This window comes from Rossellomorea sp. NS-SX7 (assembly GCF_052828565.1).
Map to the genome: position 1 here is coordinate 95,514 of NZ_CM128249.1, position 20,179 is coordinate 115,692.

20 protein-coding genes are annotated in these 20,179 nt (G+C 44.4%); 17 read left to right on the plus strand and 3 right to left on the minus strand.

Features of this window, described 5'->3' with window-relative positions:
* Positions 1–25 precede the first annotated feature (25 nt).
* The 9 genes from ACUXV2_RS00445 to ACUXV2_RS00485 all read left to right on the plus strand — a co-directional run bounded on the left by ACUXV2_RS00445 (position 26) and on the right by ACUXV2_RS00485 (position 12,567).
* On the plus strand, positions 26–1,090 hold the full coding sequence (locus ACUXV2_RS00445) for a carbamoyl phosphate synthase small subunit (RefSeq protein ID WP_446245107.1): 1,065 nt from the start codon (positions 26–28) through the stop codon (positions 1,088–1,090).
* Positions 1,083–4,166: a carbamoyl phosphate synthase large subunit gene (locus ACUXV2_RS00450; protein ID WP_446245108.1), complete on the plus strand. Its 3,084-nt coding sequence runs from the start codon at positions 1,083–1,085 to the stop codon at positions 4,164–4,166. The genes ACUXV2_RS00445 and ACUXV2_RS00450 overlap by 8 nt, the downstream gene beginning before the upstream one ends.
* Before the next feature lie 2 nt (positions 4,167–4,168).
* Positions 4,169–5,122 (plus strand): ornithine carbamoyltransferase, encoded by a 954-nt coding sequence (gene argF, locus ACUXV2_RS00455; protein WP_446245109.1) that lies wholly within the window; start codon positions 4,169–4,171, stop codon positions 5,120–5,122.
* Between the two features lie 139 nt (positions 5,123–5,261).
* On the plus strand, positions 5,262–6,464 hold the full coding sequence (locus ACUXV2_RS00460; RefSeq protein WP_446245110.1) for a hypothetical protein: 1,203 nt from the start codon (positions 5,262–5,264) through the stop codon (positions 6,462–6,464).
* A 231-nt stretch (positions 6,465–6,695) separates the two neighbouring features.
* Positions 6,696–7,139 carry a YueI family protein gene (locus tag ACUXV2_RS00465; RefSeq protein WP_446245111.1) on the plus strand — a complete coding sequence of 148 codons (444 nt, stop codon included), beginning with the start codon at positions 6,696–6,698 and terminating at the stop codon, positions 7,137–7,139.
* 269 nt (positions 7,140–7,408) lie between these two features.
* The gene (gene gatC / locus ACUXV2_RS00470) at positions 7,409–7,699 is read left to right on the plus strand and encodes an Asp-tRNA(Asn)/Glu-tRNA(Gln) amidotransferase subunit GatC (RefSeq protein WP_334218296.1); all 291 of its coding nucleotides are present in this window, start codon (positions 7,409–7,411) and stop codon (positions 7,697–7,699) included.
* 12 nt (positions 7,700–7,711) lie between these two features.
* A complete protein-coding gene (gene gatA, locus ACUXV2_RS00475) occupies positions 7,712–9,172 on the plus strand; it encodes an Asp-tRNA(Asn)/Glu-tRNA(Gln) amidotransferase subunit GatA (RefSeq protein ID WP_446245112.1) in 1,461 nt (486 codons plus the stop codon).
* Positions 9,173–9,184: 12 nt separating this feature from the next.
* Complete coding sequence (gatB, locus tag ACUXV2_RS00480) at positions 9,185–10,615, plus strand: Asp-tRNA(Asn)/Glu-tRNA(Gln) amidotransferase subunit GatB (RefSeq protein ID WP_446245113.1); 1,431 nt, start codon at positions 9,185–9,187, stop codon at positions 10,613–10,615.
* A 287-nt stretch (positions 10,616–10,902) separates the two neighbouring features.
* Complete coding sequence (locus ACUXV2_RS00485) at positions 10,903–12,567, plus strand: M4 family metallopeptidase (RefSeq protein WP_446245114.1); 1,665 nt, start codon at positions 10,903–10,905, stop codon at positions 12,565–12,567.
* A 219-nt stretch (positions 12,568–12,786) separates the two neighbouring features.
* On the opposite strand, the gene ACUXV2_RS00490 is transcribed toward ACUXV2_RS00485, so the two are convergent.
* Positions 12,787–12,939: a hypothetical protein gene (locus ACUXV2_RS00490; protein WP_446245115.1), complete on the minus strand. Its 153-nt coding sequence runs from the start codon at positions 12,937–12,939 to the stop codon at positions 12,787–12,789.
* A 101-nt stretch (positions 12,940–13,040) separates the two neighbouring features.
* Here ACUXV2_RS00490 and ACUXV2_RS00495 point away from each other — a divergent pair, with 101 nt between their 5' ends.
* The 5 genes from ACUXV2_RS00495 (at position 13,041) to ACUXV2_RS00515 (ending at position 16,398) form a co-directional block, all read left to right on the plus strand.
* The gene (locus ACUXV2_RS00495; RefSeq protein ID WP_446245116.1) at positions 13,041–13,469 is read left to right on the plus strand and encodes a DUF4257 domain-containing protein; all 429 of its coding nucleotides are present in this window, start codon (positions 13,041–13,043) and stop codon (positions 13,467–13,469) included.
* Positions 13,435–13,620, plus strand: a complete 186-nt coding sequence (locus ACUXV2_RS00500; RefSeq protein WP_446245117.1) for a hypothetical protein — start codon at positions 13,435–13,437, stop codon at positions 13,618–13,620. Before ACUXV2_RS00495 ends, ACUXV2_RS00500 begins: the two co-directional genes overlap by 35 nt.
* 531 nt (positions 13,621–14,151) lie before the next feature.
* Positions 14,152–14,718 carry a thioredoxin family protein gene (locus ACUXV2_RS00505; protein WP_446245118.1) on the plus strand — a complete coding sequence of 189 codons (567 nt, stop codon included), beginning with the start codon at positions 14,152–14,154 and terminating at the stop codon, positions 14,716–14,718.
* 234 nt (positions 14,719–14,952) lie between these two features.
* A complete protein-coding gene (locus ACUXV2_RS00510) occupies positions 14,953–15,333 on the plus strand; it encodes a helix-turn-helix domain-containing protein (protein WP_446245119.1) in 381 nt (126 codons plus the stop codon).
* A 267-nt stretch (positions 15,334–15,600) separates the two neighbouring features.
* On the plus strand, positions 15,601–16,398 hold the full coding sequence (locus ACUXV2_RS00515) for an arylamine N-acetyltransferase (protein WP_446245120.1): 798 nt from the start codon (positions 15,601–15,603) through the stop codon (positions 16,396–16,398).
* A gap of 81 nt (positions 16,399–16,479) precedes the next feature.
* Here ACUXV2_RS00515 and ACUXV2_RS00520 read toward each other — a convergent pair whose 3' ends face one another.
* Positions 16,480–16,935 carry a DUF2269 family protein gene (locus ACUXV2_RS00520; protein WP_446245121.1) on the minus strand — a complete coding sequence of 152 codons (456 nt, stop codon included), beginning with the start codon at positions 16,933–16,935 and terminating at the stop codon, positions 16,480–16,482.
* Between the two features lie 430 nt (positions 16,936–17,365).
* Between ACUXV2_RS00520 and ACUXV2_RS00525 the strand changes: the two genes are divergently transcribed.
* Complete coding sequence (locus ACUXV2_RS00525; protein WP_446245122.1) at positions 17,366–18,280, plus strand: diacylglycerol kinase; 915 nt, start codon at positions 17,366–17,368, stop codon at positions 18,278–18,280.
* 302 nt (positions 18,281–18,582) lie between these two features.
* Here the strand turns inward: ACUXV2_RS00525 and ACUXV2_RS00530 are convergent, their stop codons facing one another.
* Entirely contained in the window at positions 18,583–18,933 is a 351-nt protein-coding gene (locus tag ACUXV2_RS00530) for a hypothetical protein (protein WP_446245123.1), read from the minus strand.
* 366 nt (positions 18,934–19,299) lie between these two features.
* Between ACUXV2_RS00530 and ACUXV2_RS00535 the strand changes: the two genes are divergently transcribed.
* Together ACUXV2_RS00535 and ACUXV2_RS00540 are read left to right on the plus strand one after the other, a co-directional pair.
* Positions 19,300–19,605 carry an antibiotic biosynthesis monooxygenase family protein gene (locus ACUXV2_RS00535; RefSeq protein ID WP_446245124.1) on the plus strand — a complete coding sequence of 102 codons (306 nt, stop codon included), beginning with the start codon at positions 19,300–19,302 and terminating at the stop codon, positions 19,603–19,605.
* Complete coding sequence (locus tag ACUXV2_RS00540; protein WP_446245125.1) at positions 19,605–19,979, plus strand: hypothetical protein; 375 nt, start codon at positions 19,605–19,607, stop codon at positions 19,977–19,979. The genes ACUXV2_RS00535 and ACUXV2_RS00540 overlap by 1 nt, the downstream gene beginning before the upstream one ends.
* The last annotated feature ends 200 nt before the right edge of the window (positions 19,980–20,179 follow it).

Below are 20,179 nucleotides of genomic sequence, written 5' to 3' on the forward strand. Positions count from 1 at the left end.
AATTCATTCCAAGGAGGGATTGGTCATGACCGGCTACTTAAGTTTAGAAAACGGGACAGTTTTCAAAGGAGAACTGTGCTCGGTCCGCAAAAGCCCCGTTGCAGGAGAGATTGTCTTTTTTACAGGTATGACGGGCTATCAGGAGGTTCTCACTGATCCTTCCTATAAAGATCAAATCGTTGTCTTCACCTATCCGCTGATCGGACAGTACGGAATCAATGAGGGTGATTCAGAAAGTGCCGTGCCGCAGGTGAAAGGGGTGATCATGCTCCATTGTCCGGACGTTTATTCCCATTATCAAGCGACTTCTTCCCTTAAAGAGTATCTCCACAAATGGGAGATTCCTTATATGACCGGGGTCGATACCCGGCAGGTGGTCAAAACGATCAGGGAACTGGGGAGTCAGAATGCATGTATAAGCATGACACCTGAGATTCCTCCGTCTCATAAGCTTCAAGGCCAGATTGAACAAGTGGCCTCTGAAGAATTACACCATTATGGAAAGGGGGATATCCATGTTGCACTGCTTGATTTCGGGGTGAAAAAATCGATCATCACGAGTCTTGTAAAAATGAACTGCGCGGTCACTGTCGTCCCTTACGACCGCATCGGATTGCTTCAAACCTTGAAGGCTGATGCACTCGTCATTTCGAATGGTCCCGGGGACCCGAAAGAAATGGCAGATATTCTGCCGCAGCTGAAAGAGCATATTCTTTCACTGCCGACACTGGGGATCTGTCTCGGTCATCAATTGATTGCCCTTGCACTTGGGGGCAATACTCGAAAGCTCCTATTCGGGCACCGGGGAGCGAATCATCCAGTCATTGATCACGGAACGGGCCAGGTTTACCTGACCTCTCAAAACCACAACTATGTAGTAGAGGATGAAAGCTTGTATGGCACGAACCTCAAACCGCGGTTTTTCAACGTGAACGACGGTTCGGTAGAAGGGCTGCAGCATGAGACGAAACCGATTCTTTCCGTACAATTCCATCCCGAAGCAAGACCGGGTCCTGAGGATGCATCATACATCTTTGAAGAATTCTATCAATCCATCAAACAACCAGGGAGAGAGAAGATTTATGCCTAAAGATTCAAGTATACAGAAGGTCCTTGTGATAGGATCAGGTCCGATCATCATAGGGCAGGCAGCAGAATTCGATTACTCCGGTACCCAAGGCTGTCTGGCCCTTAAGGAAGAAGGGTATGAAGTGATCCTTGTGAACCATAATCCGGCTACCATCATGACCGACTCCGAAAATGCCGACAAGGTCTACTGTGAGCCCCTTACGGTTAAAACGGTCACTTCCATCATTGAAAAAGAGAGTCCTGATGGGCTGGTCGCCAATCTCGGCGGTCAGACGGCCCTCAACCTTGCAGTGGAGCTTCATGAAAAAGGGATACTGGAGAAATATGGCGTGAAGCTGCTCGGAACCTCGGTGGATTCCATCCAGAAGGGGGAAGACCGTGAAAAGTTCCGTACCCTTATGAACGAGCTGGGTCACCCTGTCGCAGAGAGTGAAATCGTGGAGGATCTTGAAGCTGCACTGGCTTTCGCGGAAAAGATCCCGCTTCCGATCATTGTCCGTCCTGCTTATACCTTAGGAGGCAGAGGCGGGGGAATCGCTTCAACAAAAGAGGAGTACGTCAAGTTTGTGCAAACCGGACTGAAAGCAAGTCCGATCAATCAGATCCTTGTGGAAAAAAGCATTGCCGGCTTCAAGGAGATCGAGTATGAAGTGATGAGAGATTCGAAAGGAAATTGTATATCGGTGTGTAACATGGAAAACTTCGACCCTGTAGGTGTCCACACGGGTGATTCCATTGTCGTGGCCCCATCCCAGACCCTTAGGGATCAGGAGTTTCATATGCTCCGTACAGCGGCTTTTGACATCATCAATGCGCTTGAGGTAGTGGGAGGCTGCAATATACAGTTTGCTTTAGACCCTGACAGCAACCAATACTATGTCATTGAAGTCAATCCGCGGGTCAGCCGCTCATCGGCACTCGCATCGAAGGCGACCGGCTACCCAATAGCGAAGGTCGCCGTCAAGCTTGCCATCGGCTTTACATTGAATGAAATCATCAATCCGCTGACGAGAACGACTTACGCGAGCTTTGAACCTGCCCTTGATTATGTCGTCGTCAAGTTTCCGCGCTGGCCGTTCGATAAGTTCCCGGAAGGAAATCGCCGACTCGGGACCAAAATGAAAGCGACCGGAGAAGTCATGGCCATCGAACGCACGTTGGAAGCGGCTTTTCAAAAAGCGATTCAATCCTTGGATGTTGGAGCAGAAGGCCTTTCACTTAAAGAAGAGATGTCTTCTTTTACAGACGAAGACTTGCTGGAGGCAATCGAAACGCCGACAGACCTTCGCTTCTTTCAGCTTGTTGAGCTAATGAGAAGAGGGTATGGAATGGAAGACCTTCATGCCAGAACAGAAATCGACTTTCTGTTCCTGTCCCTCTTGCAAAATCTTTTAGCAATCGAGGGAAAACTGAAAGAAGGTCCTTTAAATGAAGAGCTGTTGCTGCAGGCCAAGAAATGTAGATTCGAAGATTGTGAAATTGCGAGACTGTCATGCATTGATGAATATGAAGTCACCGCGTTGAGGAAGGCTCTTGGAATCAAACCAAGCTTTAAAATGGTCGATACATGCGCCGGCGAATTCGAAGCCATCACCAATTATGCATATTCCACCTACTACGGAGAAAATGAAATCCAGCCGCTCGAGGGAGGAAAGAAAGCGCTCATCATCGGGTCGGGCCCAATCAGAATCGGCCAGGGAGTGGAATTCGATTACAGCGCGGTTAAAGCGAACCAACGATTGCAGAAGCACGGATACAAAACGATCATCGTCAATAATAACCCTGAAACGGTCAGTACTGACTATGAAACAGCAGATCGCCTGTATTTCGAGCCGGTCACATTGGAGAGCGTCTTAGCGATCATTGAACATGAAGGAATCGATACCGTCCTGGTTCAATTCGGAGGGCAGACGGCATTGAATCTAGCACCGCTCTTGGAAGAGAGAGGGGTTAACCTTCTCGGAATCACCTCTGACACCATTGATGCTGCAGAAGACCGTGACCGATTCTATCAATTGCTTGATGAGCTATCGGTTCCCCGAGTGAAGGGGGATATCTGCCATAGTAAAACAGAGGCCCTTGAGGTAGCGGAGAATTTACACTTTCCGATTCTATGCCGTCCGTCTTATGTCATCGGCGGTAAAGGAATGGTGAAATTGGAAACCCTGAGTGAACTTCAGGCGTGGCTTCAAGGAGCAGATGACGACTACTTCCCGATTCTCGTGGATGAATTCAAAACGGGCGGAGAAGCTGAAATCGATCTGGTCGCAGATGGGGAAAACGCCTATATTCCAGGAATAATGGAACATATCGAACGAGCAGGTGTGCATTCAGGTGACAGCATGGCTATTTTCCCTGCCCAATCACTGTCTATAAAAGTAAAGAAAGCCATTGAAGAATATGCGGGAAAAGTGGTCTCTGCGCTGAATTATACAGGCATCATGAATATCCAGTTCCTTCTGCAGGGAGAAGAGGTATTTATCTTAGAAGTCAATCCGCGGGCCAGCCGGACTGTCCCGATCATCAGCAAGGTCATCGGTTTCTCATTGATCGATATGGCAACAGACCTTTTATGTGATGAAAACCTCACAATTGATTCGTTCATGGCACCTTCGGCTGATGAGTTGAAGATTGTGGCGGTTAAATATCCGGTATTCTCTTCTCATGCACTGCCTGAGCTTGACCATATCTTGGGAGCGAATATGAAATCGACCGGGGAAGGCATGTGTCTCGGGCGTACGGTCGAAGAAGCTCTGTTTAAGGTATTTGAACCTTGGCATGATCACATGCAGAGCGGAGGCACTATGTTCATTGATGGAGAGGTTGGCAATCTTCAAACCTATCAAACTTCGGGAGAAGCTGGATTTAGCGAGTGGGTGGATTCTCAATCTGCCGCAGTCTACTTCAATAACCAGGATAGTGAAGAAATGAAGAAGAAGCGCATACAAGCATTGGAAGCGGGAATCGCCGTCATCACGGAAAAAGAGACCCTGCTTGCTTTTATAAAGAGTATGGAGGCAGCCGATGTCGCTCCGATTCCATTGGCGAAACCTAAAATGATGCAAGGAGTGAAGTGAACATGACGAAATCAAATGCAGTCCTGTCCCCATTCAAGAAGATTTCACTAAAAGGAAGAGACTTACTGACGTGGCTGGACTACACAACAGAAGAGGTGCATGAGCTCCTGTCACTGGCAGAGCATCTGAAAAAGAACCCGGTCTCTAAGAAACTTGAAGGCAAAACCCTTGGAATGATCTTCGAGAAATCATCGACAAGAACCCGAGTATCCTTTGAAGCAGGCATGCTGCAGATGGGAGGGCATGCGATTTACTTGAACTCCCGTGATATCCAGCTTGGAAGAGGTGAGTCGATCGCTGATACAGCAAAAGTCCTTTCTTCATATCTGGATGCCATCATGATCCGTACATTTGAACATGAAAAGGTCGCCGAGCTCGCTGAACATGCAAGCGTGCCTGTCATCAACGGCTTATGCGATACCTATCATCCCTGTCAGGCGCTGGCGGACGTACTGACCATCTATGAATTGAAAGGTCAGCTCGCCGGATTGAAGGTTGTCTATATAGGGGACGGAAATAATGTCGCCCACTCCTTCATGATCCTTTGTGCCAAGCTTGGGATGGATGTCGTTGTTTCCTGTCCTAAAGGATATGAACCTGTTCAGGAAGTGATCGATGCCACTGTTGGACTGGCTAAAGCGAGCGGCGGAAGTTTTACACTCACTTATAATCCCGTGGAAGCCGCTGCTGGAGCAGATATCGTCTATACTGACGTCTGGGCCAGCATGGGTCAGGAAGAAGAGACGGCCGAACGCCTTCAGATATTTGAACCTTATCAGGTAAATGAAGAACTGCTGTCACATTCCTCGGACGATGTGAAATTCCTGCACTGCCTCCCTGCTCACCGCGGGGAAGAGGTGACAGCAGAAGTCATCGACGGAGGGAAGTCGGCTGTATTTCAGCAGGCGGAGAATCGACTGCATGTGCAGAAGGCGATTCTGTTGTCGGTGCTTTAAACATAATGAACAAACCGTTCCATTCGGTGGAGCGGTTTTTTTATGGAGTTATTTCTTAATGTGGCTCAGGTGTACATGTTATTTACTGTTATAATGGGTACATGTAATAATTTACCTGTTTGTGGAAGGGGGGATGAAAGTGATGGAACTCTTTTTATTCATGTTTTCAATTACTGCTGTCATCATACTATACCGTAAATCAGATAAAGAAGAGCCATACTTATTCTTGAAGCTTTTGGGATATACCATCCTTGGAGCATTCATGTTGGAAATAAACAGCGTGAAGCTTCCCCTTGGATTCGTTGTGTTCCTTTTGTTTTTTCGCGACATTCCAACCAATGCTTGGGGGAAAAAACGAGCGGCTTACCTGGGGCTTGCCATCTTTATGTTGTCCGTGATCATACCGTTTGTCGCGAAGGAATGGTATGAACGGCCGAGGACCGTGACGCTGCAGCAGACCAACTTTTACGAAGGCAGTCTGTTGGAAGAATGGAAGAATATCAAGAAGGAACTCGATGTGCAGAATGTGTATGGGGTAAAGTTGACCAATTTTAGAGTGGTCATCGATAAACAAGGGAATTATGAACGATTGGATTTATCGATGATCGATGAATCTCACCCATATACTGTCTTTTATTGGATACGTCTTTCAGAGGACGGAGAAGCGGTGAAGGTGAAAAGAAGCAGATACGAAGCGGAACAATGGAGAACATCACCTCATACAGAGGTTGATTTTGTCTTGACACAATTTGATCTCATAACAGAATCAATGTTGAAAGATGACCGTATGAACTACTATGAGTTGAACTCGGATGGACAACGAATGGGCTATGCCGTAAGGGACCGGGAGAACTTCCGAGTCGACACCGCAGGGAAAAAGGAACTTCAAAACAGCGAGCTTCCGGTTGATGGAATCGTAGTCGATGTATGCGGAACGGATGGAGCCATCGATGAACACGGGACGATTTTCGAATGTGATAAGAATGAACATTATCTCTTTGATGTGATGGAACGGGAAGTGGAATTGAATTCAGGGACCGTTCTGGAAGCTGCAAGGAAGATTTCTCCGCAGATAGACCAGTGGCTGACGGAACACGTCGGAGAGTATATTGGAAGTGAAAAAGATGGAGAGTTCATTCTGAGGATGGATGGCAAGGAAAAGCCGGTATCTGAACAGGAATATATAAAAGCATTAAAAGAAACACCGGTTGTCGAAGTCAAAGAAGAAGGCGAAAATAAGTGGAATGTGAAGGTAGAGAACCCTTATGGGGAGGCACCTCATGTGATGGAATTTGAATTAATAAGGGAAGGGCCGGAAGTTTTGGGGCTTCAATTCCGGTAATGAGGATCGATTGTTTTGGTGAGGAAAAAGCCGGCTGGAATTTTGTGTGCGGAAATCAACAGCTGCGAATATATGAGTCTGCAAAAAAAGTTCCTGCATGCCTCAGCCCGTTTCGTTTGTCTGTAAGTGTTTGCATAAGAGAAAATGGGAGAGAATAAGGAAAGCGAAACAATTGAGCGGACGCTGTCATATAGTGTAGGGAAAATCAGCATAAACTCGGAGGTGCCGGAAGTGAGTAAGCCAACGATTGATGATTACTTGGAAAATGGGATGTACGGTCAGAAACAGACGAAACCTGATGAACGGCGGAAATTTCTGGGGAGCTTGCGGGAACGGATCGTCATTGCCCTGACGCAGAATCAGGTGAGGGAGAAGAAGGTTTACCAGGAGGTCGAGCAAAGCCTCAAGGAACACTCGGGTGCCAAGCTTCTCTTGAATGGAAATATGAACTATAACTATCTTACGAAGTATATTAAACTTGCCAATCAGCATGGGGTATCCTTCTCTATGGTGACGAATAAAGAATCCCAAACCGATATCGGGCTGCTGCTTGCATACGACCACGCAATCAATAAAGACGAGATTTATGTCAAAAAGCAGTCAGATAAACCGGTTACTAAAGCTAAACCCAAAAAGAAGAACCTGTTTTCTTCTATTAAAGATAAGCTCTTTTAATGAAGAAATGTTCTAAACCGTTCCGCTGTCATGTTAGGATGAGCATGTGGTGGGGCGGTTTTTTATTAATGGAAGTATAAAAAACTGCCGCTTTAAAAAAGAAACCTATTCACAAACCCCAATCCAACAGTCATTCATGAACCTGCTCCTCCATCATGTTTACCTGCTGCAATCCACTTCATCCAGTCCTCGCCTATTGCTTTAACACCGCGAATTTTGGTATTATCAATAGTATTGTTAGTGTTCGAAATTATATGGAGGTGAAGAGGATGTCTAGAATTTCTGAAGATCAGGTGAAGCATGTTGCGCACCTTGCACGACTAGCCATCACGGAGGACGAAGCGAAAAAGTTTACAAGTCAATTAGATGCGATTATCGGGTTTGCCGAGCAGCTGAATGAATTAGATACAGAGAATGTGGAAGCGACAAGCCATGTTCTTGATATGAAGAATGTTATGCGTGAAGATAAGCCGGTAGAAGGGCTTCCGCGTGAAGAAGTGTTGAAGAACGCACCAGACAAACAGGATGGACAAGTACGCGTTCCATCGATTTTGGACTAAGGAGGGCAACTAATGTCATTATTTGATCATACATTATCAGAGCTTCATGAACTTTTACATAAAAAAGAAGTGTCTGTTTCAGATCTTGTCGACGAATCATACAAGCGAATCGATTCTGTCGAAGATAAAGTTAAAGCATTTCTAACTTTGGATGAAGAAAATGCACGTGCGAAAGCGAAAGAAATGGATGCTAAGCTTGGGACGGATGAATCGAAAGGTCTTCTTTTCGGAATGCCGATCGGAATCAAGGATAATATCGTCACAAAAGGTCTTCGTACGACATGTGCTAGTAAGATCCTTGAAAATTTCAACCCAATCTATGATGCAACGGTCATCAACAAATTACATAGTGCCGATACAATCACAATCGGAAAATTGAATATGGATGAGTTTGCCATGGGTTCATCGACTGAAAACTCAGGCTTCCAGAAAACAAGCAATCCTTGGAATCTTGAAACGGTTCCTGGCGGATCTTCAGGTGGTTCTGCAGCTGCGGTTGCGGCTGGGGAAGTTCCATTTTCACTTGGTTCCGATACAGGCGGATCAATCCGTCAGCCGGCATCGTTCACGGGTACTGTAGGTTTGAAACCTACTTACGGACGTGTATCTCGTTTCGGACTTGTGGCATTTGCATCTTCACTTGATCAAATCGGACCGATCACACGCAACGTAGAAGACAATGCTTATTTATTGCAGGCAATTGCAGGTCTTGATCCGAACGATTCCACTTCAGCGAACGTTGAAGTACCTAACTATGCAGAAGCATTGACGGGCGATATCAAAGGTCTGAAAATCGCTGTACCGAAGGAGTACCTGGGCGAAGGTGTAGGCGAAGAAGCTCGCCAATCTGTTCTTGCTTCTCTTAAAGTATTGGAGAGCCTCGGAGCAACTTGGGAAGAAGTTTCACTTCCGCACTCCAAATATGGCGTATCCACTTATTACCTATTGGCATCTTCTGAAGCGTCTGCAAACCTTGCGCGTTTTGACGGTGTCCGCTACGGCTACCGCTCGCCGAACGCCGACAATCTTCTTGATCTTTACAAGAAGACGCGTGCCGAAGGTTTCGGTGACGAGGTAAAGCGCCGTATCATGCTTGGTACGTTCGCACTCAGCTCGGGTTATTATGATGCTTATTATAAAAAAGCACAGCAGGCCCGCACGCTGATCAAGAAAGACTTTGAAGATGTATTTGCAAAATATGATGTCATTGTTGGACCGACAACACCTACTCCTGCGTTCAAAATCGGTGAAAAGATCGATGATCCACTTACAATGTACGCAAATGATATCCTGACGATCCCGGTTAACCTTGCAGGTGTACCAGGAATTTCTGTTCCAAACGGTTTCTCTTCAAACGGACTCCCGCTTGGACTGCAAATCATCGGGAAGCACTTTGATGAAAGCACAATCTACCGCGTAGCACATGCATTCGAGCAGGCTACAGACTTTCATAAGAAAAAACCACAACTGTAAGGGGTGAAATCAATGAACTTTGAACCAGTAATCGGACTAGAAGTCCACGTAGAATTAAAGACCGACAGTAAAATGTTCTCGCCTGCTCCGAACCACTTCGGTGCAGAGCCGAACACCAATACAAACGTGATCGACCTTGGATATCCTGGCGTACTTCCGGTGGTGAACAAGCGTGCCATCGAATTCGGTATGAAAGCGGCCATGGCATTGAACTGTGAAATCGCACAGGATACGAAGTTTGACCGTAAGAACTATTTCTACCCGGATAACCCGAAAGCATACCAAATTTCTCAATTCGACAAGCCGATCGGTGAAAACGGCTGGATCGAGATCGAAGTGAATGGCGAGAAGAAACGCATCGGCATCACCCGCCTTCACCTTGAGGAGGATGCAGGTAAGCTGACGCACTCAGGCGACGGTTATTCCCTTGTCGACTACAACCGTCAGGGAACTCCTCTGATCGAGATCGTTTCAGAGCCGGACATCCGCACGCCGGAAGAAGCGTATGCGTATCTTGAAAAACTGAAATCCATCATCCAATACACAGGTGTTTCCGACTGTAAGATGGAAGAAGGATCCCTGCGCTGTGACGCGAACATTTCCCTTCGTCCAATCGGACAGGAGAAGTTCGGTACGAAGGCTGAGCTTAAGAACTTAAACTCCTTCAACTTTGTTAAAAAAGGGTTGGAATACGAAATCGTACGTCAGGAAAAAGTCCTTTTATCCGGCGGGCTGATCCAACAGGAAACACTCCGTTTCGACGAATCGACAGGTAAAACGATCCTGATGCGCGTTAAAGAAGGATCGGATGATTACCGTTACTTCCCAGAGCCTGATCTTTTGAACCTGCACATCGACCAAGAGTGGATGGACCGTATCCGCGCGGAAATCCCTGAACTTCCTGATGCGCGTAAACAGCGCTATGTGGAAGAATTGGGACTGCCTGCATACGATGCGATGGTACTGACATTAACAAAAGAAATGTCCGATTTCTTCGAAGAAACGGTAAGTGAAGGGGCAGAAGCGAAGCTGGCATCCAACTGGCTGATGGGTGAAGTATCGGCTTACATGAACGCACAGCAAAAGGAACTTCATGATCTTAAACTGACTCCTGCAGGTCTTGCCGGCATGATTCAGCTGATCGAAAAAGGAACGATTTCTTCCAAGATTGCCAAGAAGGTATTCAAAGAGCTTGTTGAAAACGGTGGAGATCCTGAACAGATCGTAAAAGATAAAGGTCTTGTTCAAATCTCTGACGAAGGAGCCCTTCTGAAGATCGTCACTGAAACACTGGATAACAATCCACAATCGATCGAAGACTTCAAAAACGGTAAAGACCGTGCGATCGGATTCCTGGTCGGTCAAATCATGAAAGCAACCAAAGGGCAGGCGAACCCGCCGCTCGTAAACAAACTGCTTCAACAGGAAATTCAAAAACGCTAAATTTCATCATTTCAAGGCCCGTCCCTCGCTGCTTTAAAGCGGCAGAGAGGCGGGTCTTTTTTGTGTGGAATTAGATGGAAATTATAAAAGAGTGGTAAAAACACTCTTCGTTTTATTCAAATTTTCCTAAAATGGGTACTTTTAAGGGTTTTTATGTAGGTATTTAGGCACAGAGTTGAGAAAGTTAATAAACGGGTATTTAGACTCATTCGGTGGATGGCGGGCTTGTACTATAGTTTTATCTACAGTTTGAAAAGTTAGAAAATTCTTAAAAAGAGGTGTTGTAATTGAAGAAAAAAGTCGTAGCATTAAGTTTAACAGCAGGTTTGATGATGGGGCCGGTATTCTCAGCGGATGCATTGGGTGCTCCTGACCTGAGCCAGAAAGTGAATTTCAATGAAAAAATCGGGGCTCCGCAATTCATTTCAGGGAAGCTGACGAAGCCTTCTGCCAACTCGCCTGAAAAAATCGTAATGGATTATTTCAATCAAAAACAGGACGTGTTCAAGTTCAAGGGAGATGCGAATCTTTCTTTCAAAGTGGTAGAAAAGAAGAAAGATAATCTTGGATATACATATCTTCGCGTTCAGCAAATGTATAAAGGGACTCCTGTATATGGTGCCGTATTGACAGCCCATGTAAACAAGGAGGGAGTATTAACTGCGGTATCCGGTGCACCGGTTCCGAATCTTGCAGATAAGAAAACTCTTAAAGCAGCGAAAAACGTATCGAAGCAAGATGCGGTAACGGCGGGTGAAAAAGACCTGGTCGCAGAGCTTGGAAGTGAGCCGTCTTATGAATATGCGCCTAAATCAAAATCCGTTATCTATGTAAAAGATGGAAGTGCCCATCAAGCCTATCTTGTAAACTATAATTTCCTGGATCCAAAGCCGGGCAACTGGAATTACTTCATTGATGCGGCGAGCGGAGAGATCTTGGATAAAGTAAATGAGATTCATGAAGCAAACGGAAAAGCCGGTAAACCGGGCGGACCGGGTGCAGTCGGATCTGATACGGTCGGCTCCGGAACAGGGGTACTTGGTGACACGAAGTCATTAAATACGTATCTTTCATCCTCCACATATTATTTACAGGATAATACGAGAGGAGGCGGGGTCTTTACGTATGATGCCAGTAACCGCCAGCGTTTACCGGGATCCCTTTGGGCAGATGCCGACAACCAGTTCCATGCAAGCTATGATGCAGCGGCAGTCGATGCTCATTACTATGCAGGTCAAACATATGATTATTATTTAGATACTCATAACCGTAACAGCTATGATGGCAACGGTGCGGCTTTGGAATCCACGGTCCACTACGGAAGAAGCTACAATAACGCATTCTGGAACGGCCAGCAAATGGTATACGGTGATGGGGACGGCTCGACATTCGCTCCACTATCTGGAGGCCTTGACGTCGTGGCGCATGAATTGACTCATGCCGTGACAGATACAACGGCGGATCTAATCTATCAAAACGAGTCTGGAGCGATCAATGAATCGATGTCGGATATATTTGGAACGCTGCTTGAATACCATACAGGTAATAATCCAGATTGGGAGATCGGGGAAGATATTTACACACCGGGACAAAGCGGGGATGCACTGCGCTCCATGTCAGATCCAACGAAATACAATGATCCGGATCACTATTCCGTAAGATATACCGGCACAGGCGATAATGGCGGTGTCCATATCAACAGCGGTATCGGAAACAAAGCGGCTTATCTATTGAGCCAGGGAGGCACTCACTATGGCGTGAGTGTGACGGGTATCGGAACAGATAAAGTTGGTGACATCTACTACCGTGCATTGACTCAATACCTGACTCCATCTTCTACATTCAGCCAGCTTCGTTCAGCTGCAGTCCAATCGGCGACTGACCTTTACGGTTCTGGAAGTGCTGAAGTGGCAAGTGTAAATGTTGCATTTGATGCAGTCGGTGTTTATTAATCCATTGTTTGTTTAGTTGAGAGGAGGGCTTCGGCTCTCCTTTTATGTTTGTGGAAGGATAATCTAAATCACATCGCTTATCCCTGCATCCTATACCGGGCAAAAATAAAAACCAAGTACAATATACTTGGCGTGCGAATTCACCTATTCAGTTCAACCCATGACGGACGGAATAAACAATCAGAAAATCTTCCAAACTCATCTCAAAACAGCACCTGGTTATGCCTGTTTCCTGCCTTTTTCCAAGATCTTTTTTGCCATTCGATAGTACATATCTGCTTCTGCCTTTGAATCAGCGCTTTTTAGCTGCATCATATAGTTTTGGAATCGAAGTTTGTCGACAGACGAGACTTTCATCACAATTTTTCTCATTTTGGCTCTCCTTTGGTGGACAAATTTGCGTCCAATTATCTATTCTGAATATTCTGTAAATAATATATAATAATAGTAAATGATTCCAGAGGGTGGATAGAATGTCCTTAATTGAAGTGATCTTGTTGCCAATGTTGATGGGCGGTATCGGGGGCTTAGGACATATTCTGATTTTCAAAAATGGTCATTTCACCTTTCCAAGAAAGTTTATCGATGACCAGGGTGAGAAGCACTACCTTTTTGGCTCAACCAAGGATATTATCATAGGCGTTCTAGCAGGTTACCTCTCTGTACTTCCAGTCATTGACACGATCCCGATGTGGTATACGATTTACATTAGTTTATTATCCGGAATCGGGGGAAGTTCCGTCATTACCAGAAAAATTGAACAGAATTTAGCTAACACGAAAGCATCCTATATCCAAGAGCTATCACAATATCAGCTCGAATTGACCTCTAAGGGAGGATCTTCAAATCACAATGAGGTGAAACCTGTTGGCAAAGTGGAAGAAAAAGAGAATCAAGGTTGAACTGCCGCCTGAAGATTATGAGAAAGCGAATCTTTATATGAAAAGACTGAAGGAGGCGGACAGTGTAATCGAGCTGAACTACTACTATAAAAAAGTGGCAGAGATAATAGAGAGTTCCAGACATTTTGAAGATGGTTCAATTGAAAAATAATCCTATAACCATATACATTAACCAAAAAGAAGAGGATTAAACTGACTTTTGAGTCAGCTTTTTTTGTGAGAGTATGTTTTTCGTTTTTCTGTAAAGAACGTAGATTCTATAAGGACAATAGTTTAAAAACACCCTATTCCCCACTGGATCTTTCTTAGAATAGCCTAACGGCTATTCTTTTTTTATTGTATCAGCTATCATTTAGTGTTGATTCATATGGAGTGAATACGGGGAGATGACTGCTTTATCGTGGACATTTACATGTCAGCCGTTAAAGCACCTAACTTAATTTTATTGATTAAGTGATCTTTCAAGAGAACTGCTTTCTTATATTATATTCCTACAGGCATATTCGTACAATTGAAATTTTTAAAGATATCTCACACGGAAATCAACAGCGATGTTCAGCTAAAGGAATCAGCGTAAATAGATATTACTTGTGGAATTAAGTAAACATGAATAAGATATAGAGAGAAAATGAGAAAGAGTATGTGTTATTTTTATAGATATGCACCTTGAGGAGGAGTATAAATGAACTTGCAAGATTGGTTCGACAAAGGGATGTCACCAAGTGAATATTTAGAATATATGAAAACTCACAAAGAAAATACATTGTCTATCTTAAATAAATTTACGATTCCCGGCGAAGACAAAGAGGTACTGGCAGCCCTTGCCGGTCAATCTCTACGTGTAATCGTGCTCACGGAAGATTGGTGCGGCGATGCAATGCTGAATATTCCAATCCTGCTGAAGGTCGCTGAAGAGGCTGAAATGGATGTGAAGATGATTCTCCGCGATCAGAATTTGGAACTCATGGATCAATACCTCACCAACGGTACATCAAGGGCGATCCCGATCTTTATATTCATTGATGAGCATGGTGAAGAGAAGACTGTATGGGGTCCGAGAGCACCCATGGTGAAAAAAATCGTCGATGATGAGAGAGCGAAATTGCCGCCGAAGGATCATGAACAATTTCCAGAGAAGCAAAAAGAAATGATTGAACGCTTAACAGCCCAATACATCAAGGATAAAAACATCTGGGACGAAGTTTATGAAAGTCTTAAGACAACCCTGGTTCAGAAAGTATTGATGTAAAAAGAAGCACAAAAGCCGAGGAGAACCTGTTCTCCCGGCTTTTTTTCTGGAAGGACATCTGAACGCTTCAATTCCTCATGAAGAAACAGGAAGAATTATTTATGCTTTTATTAAGCCTGTGGGTTCCCGTTATAATAGGTATGGTATAAAGTGCCCTGCTGGTTGGAACTTTTTCCCGGTTCACGAAAGACGTAATTCACGGTACTATGGTATAGGATGAGGAGTTGAAGCATCATGATTCACCAAAAAACAAATACGATTGTCATTGAATCACTGGATAAATTTCCCCATAAAATTCACATTAAATTGGGAGACATCCTTCGTGAAAGAGGATTGACACAAGGTGATTTACATCGCTTGACAGGTTTACGGGTAGCGACGATCAATGAACTAGTTAATTTCAAGAAAAAATCATTAACAGTTGCTCACCTTGTTTCTATAATGATCGCTCTTCGCATCACCGATATTCGTGATCTTATTGAAATCGAATTCGATGAAGAGGTACAAGCCTACTTTAAAGATGAAAACGAGCGAATGAAGAACGGGTTCACTCCAGACCTGACGAAAACAGCAGAGACGAACGTAAAGCGCATCGCAGCTGGAGTCAAAAACTAAATCACCAACATATTTCAAGGCCATCTCTAATGGGCCTTTTTTTCTTGTCTTCTTATTGAGGGACGGTCCTTTATCGCGCTAAAGGCCCGTCCCTCACTGCATTAAAGTAAAAGTGAAGATGACATGAAAACGTAACGTGATTTGGAAGGAATTTGGTTTATGATAGGAGAAGAAGTATGAAAGGCAGGATACCGTAGTTTTTGGTTGAATCCATACCTTTACGGGATTATCATAATATACATAGCTTGGAGTAGAAAGAGTGATAGGATGAACGCTGTAGAAAAGTACGTTAACTACTTGAACATGGAAGTTGAGCAGCCTACGATAAATTATTTACAACGATTGATTCAACAGCATCTTATTCGAATCCCATATGAAACCTTCAGTAAATTTTATTATTTCTCAAAAGGGGGCTCCTATGTCCCTTCTCTTGAAGATTTTACAGAACATTTGTATTCAAAGGGCTGGGGAGGAACATGCTTCACCCTGAATATCAATTTCGGAAGGCTTTTAAAAGAATTAGGCTTCGATTGCCGATTTGTAAGGGTGAAGCCGGGGCATCTTGGCCTGATGATCAAGATTGATGGCAAAAACCTGTACGTAGATGTTGGTTACGGTTCACCCATCATGAAACCGGTTGATCTGGAATCCAGACATAAACATCTTCTGCACGGGTTCGGTGAAGAAATCATCTTCACTCAACGAGATCAGTATGAGTTCGAGGTGGATCGCCGTTCAAATGGAAAATCCTTCGTGAAGAAACTGATCGAGTGGGTGCCGCTTGAAGAAGAAGATCTACTAAAGGATATTGAAGCATCCTATGAGGATACAGATGATAATATCACGATGAGACGCATCACAGCCGTGCGTTTTCAGGGAAATCAATGCTATTTTCTCCGCAACCATACGCTGAAGGTCATGACATACCGCAACATCCGTGAATATCAAATGAAGGACCTGGACAAGTGGAGAGAAATGATTCAGGAAGTATATCATTTCGACGGCAGTTCCCTTCAGGACTCCCTGCAATTCCTTGAACACCGCAATATCAAGCTGTTTTCATAAGCCACCTTGAATGATCCGTTCATTCACGGTGGCTTTTTTGTTGTTTTGGGGACATACTTTCCTTCCTAAGGACTACTCTAATCACGGTTTAAGTATCATAAAAATAAAGAGAAGGACTCCCAATGAGGAGGCAAGATAGAATCGTCGATAAATGCTTATCAGTGCAGTTTGAATCTCTTCTGGCGGAGCACCTGTGAGCTCAAGATTTTCTGGACGCTCGAGCCATTCATTCACTTTTTTCGTCGGAGGCGTGATAAAGCCGATTACGATGATTTGAATGAGAATATAGAGAATCAAGGAGCCAAGCAGCCAAATTTGAGTGAATGAGCCGTAATCTCCCACTAGAACAAGGGCGATTCCTGTCAAGACAGCAATACTTCCGCCTATTTTGGGGAAGAATTCTAATAACTTGCTGTATTTCATCGCGATGCGCAGTTCACCTACATCCTTATCCGGCCTCGTCAAAAGGTGCGCGAAGAACGTGGGGCCGACACCGATGATGGCAGAAAGCACGTGAATCAGAATCAATACCTTCATAAATGACCTCCATTACTAGATATTATGCAATCTCTTATTAGTACGATAGTTGGAGAGTTTTTATGAAAGACTCTTTTCTAAAAGATGCGGATCGGGAGGTTAAAATGCTCACAGACTGCCAGCGCAAAGCGAAGTCTTGCACGGGAACGGGCAGCGGTGGATTTCGCATCAGTTACTCGAGGTACTCATAAAGTCATAAAACCTTCTTTATTTTCCTATATTTTTATTAGATTTTTTTCCGGAAAAGAGTTATGATATGGAGCGGTAGATGCTAAGTATGAATGACGGCATCTATTTGTTATTTTATAAAGCAGGACGCAGCACAGCGTTATTGCAAGTGAAGACTTATTTTTATATGATGTTAAAAGATGGAATTTGAACATAATCTCCGAGATCAGGCAATTTAAAATAAAGATTAGGATGATGGGGTATGAAACGCGCAAGAATTATATATAATCCTACTTCAGGCCGGGAGCTCTTTAAAAAGCATCTTGCCGAGGTATTAATTAAACTGGAACAGGCTGGTTACGAAACATCTGTTCACGCTACGATCTGTGAAGGCGATGCGACGGAAGCCGCCCGAATCGCTGTTGAACGTAAATACGATATCGTCGTCGCTGCAGGCGGGGACGGGACGTTGAATGAAGTGGTAAATGGCCTGGCAGAACAGGAATACCGTCCGAAACTTGGAATCGTGCCGATGGGAACGACCAATGATTTTGCAAGGGCACTCCATATTCCGAGAGACATCGGACAGGCAATCGATGTCATCACAAAAGGTGAAACCATTCCTGTGGACATCGGACGCATGAATGACCGTTATTTCATCAATATTGCCGGCGGCGGCCGAATCACTGAGCTGACATATGAGGTCCCAAGCAAACTCAAGACCATGATCGGACAGCTTGCTTATTATTTAAAAGGCATTGAAATGCTGCCATCCATCAAGCCGACAGATGTCAGGATCGAGTATGATGGAAAGCTCTTTGAAGGAGAAGCGATGTTGTTCTTGATCGGACTCACCAATTCGGTCGGCGGCTTTGAGAAGCTCGCACCGGATGCGTCCATCAACGACGGTTTGTTCTCACTATTGATCCTGAAGAAAACGAATCTCGCTGAATTTATCCGCATTGCTTCACTTGCTGTGCGGGGTGAGCACGTGAAAGACCCGAACGTCATTTACACGCAGGCGAACCGGATCAAGATTCAAGCCAAAGAAAAAGTGCAGCTGAACGTGGACGGTGAACTCGGAGGCGTCCTTCCTGCAGAATTTGAAAACTTATACCGCCACCTTGACGTATTTGTCCCTCTGGACAAGATCCGTCCAGAGGATAAGGCGCTTTAATTGTTTGTGAAAAGGAATGCCCATAATGATTGCGGCGTTCCTTTTTTTGTGTGCTGGTAATTTGTTTGATTTCATATGGGCTGGTGTAAAATTTTGGTAAGTGACGGAATTAATTTTAAAACTCGAAGATTATCGGGTGAAACTGGAAGATTTCCAGTGGAAACTAAAAGATTATCGTGGAAAACTCGAAGATTATCACCCAAAAACGAAAGAATCAAGACCAAAGTCAGCATCACAATCCACTGCCGGGTCAAAAAAACGGCCTCCCGGTACGCATCCGGGAGGCGGTTTTCATCAAATTTCTATCGAACCAATATAAACACTAAAAATGCCAGCGGGAATCCAACCAGAAAGCCCCACCCGATCTGCTGTTTATGGCGGAAGGGCACCATTCTGACGATGAATGAAAGGATATGTGCGATAATCACAAATACAAATGCCCATATCAGCTGACCGACAACAAATACGAATAAATAAGACAGTACAGATTGTTTGTTTAATACAAGTGATATCCCGAACCCAAAAGTCAGGGTTAGAAAGGTGAGCCCCATCAAGATATAAGGGAGCCACCAGCGGCGTGATTTTAATGCGAAAAGCACACCGAGAAACACATTCCCTACCAGGATCAGGTTTACTAAGATGTCTGGATTCATATGATCAACCTTCTTTTTTTATTGTTCTTTTTTAAACTTTATTTTAAGAAAAATATGCGTGCGGGCTTGCCGGTCCATAGATCGTTCAACCCGTAGAAACCGTGAGTAAAAGCAACATTTACAAAAAGGTCCACGTTCCCTTTATCCTTACCCATTTCACTTCAAACAAGGTAAGTTTTTACATTATCCACGGCTTCTTTCTCTTAAAATATCTTTCTATACTAGCAACTCTCTACAATCCATTTCAAGCGATAACATGAAGCTTCCAGAAATAGTTAGGAGTGATTGTTTCCCTGAGACCACCGTTGTGTTAAAGTGAGAAAAAAAGAATGTCGGAAAGCAATAGTCAAGGGAGGAGTGGATTTCATGTATATCGTACATTCAACATTCGTCGTTCCGGATGATAAGGCGGAAGAAGTCATATCAATCTATCATTCACGTTCCGGGCTGGTGGATGAAGCAGAGGGGTTTCAGCGATTCCTGCTGCTTCAAAATGAAAAGAAGCCCGGCGAAATCACCGTCCATATGGAGTGGGATACGAAGGAGCATTTCATGACATGGATACAAAGTGAGGACTACAAGCGGATTCATGAGCTTGAAAAAAAGTATCCTGATCAGGAACTCGCATCGATCATCCCATCGATTGATAAATATAAGGTGGTGGCTTACTGATGGAAAATAAGTATAAGTCTGTGATTGAACGTGCGGTTATGAAACTTTATGAACGCTATCCTGAACTGCAGGAAAGATTCGGGGAAATGGGAAAGCAGAAATGTTATGAAGATAATGTCCACCATTTTAATTACCTCCAAACGACAGCTGCGGCAGGGGATGAAAAGGTCTTTATCGACTATGCACTATGGCTGAATAATGTGTTGATCAGCAGAGGCATGAAATCCGATCATCTGATCGATAACTTTGTATGCATCCTTGAAGCCTTGGAAGAGAGTGACAGCGAGGAAGCCGACAGTTTTCAGGATTATCTGAATGCCGGTATCAGGGCCATCCGTGAGAATGATTTGGCACAGCAGCTGCAAAAAGGATAAATGGGAAAAAACATCGAAAACGGAATGTGTTCGGTGTTTTCTTTTTTTAAAATAAGTAATCTCGAGAATTGTCCAGCTTCAGGGCTAAGAGGTACATGTCACAAGTCAAACCGGCCATGAAGGCAAAGAGCGCCTTCGTGCCTGATTCGCCTTATATCACCCGCCTCCGCTTTAAGATGGATTTCAACATGTATATCCCA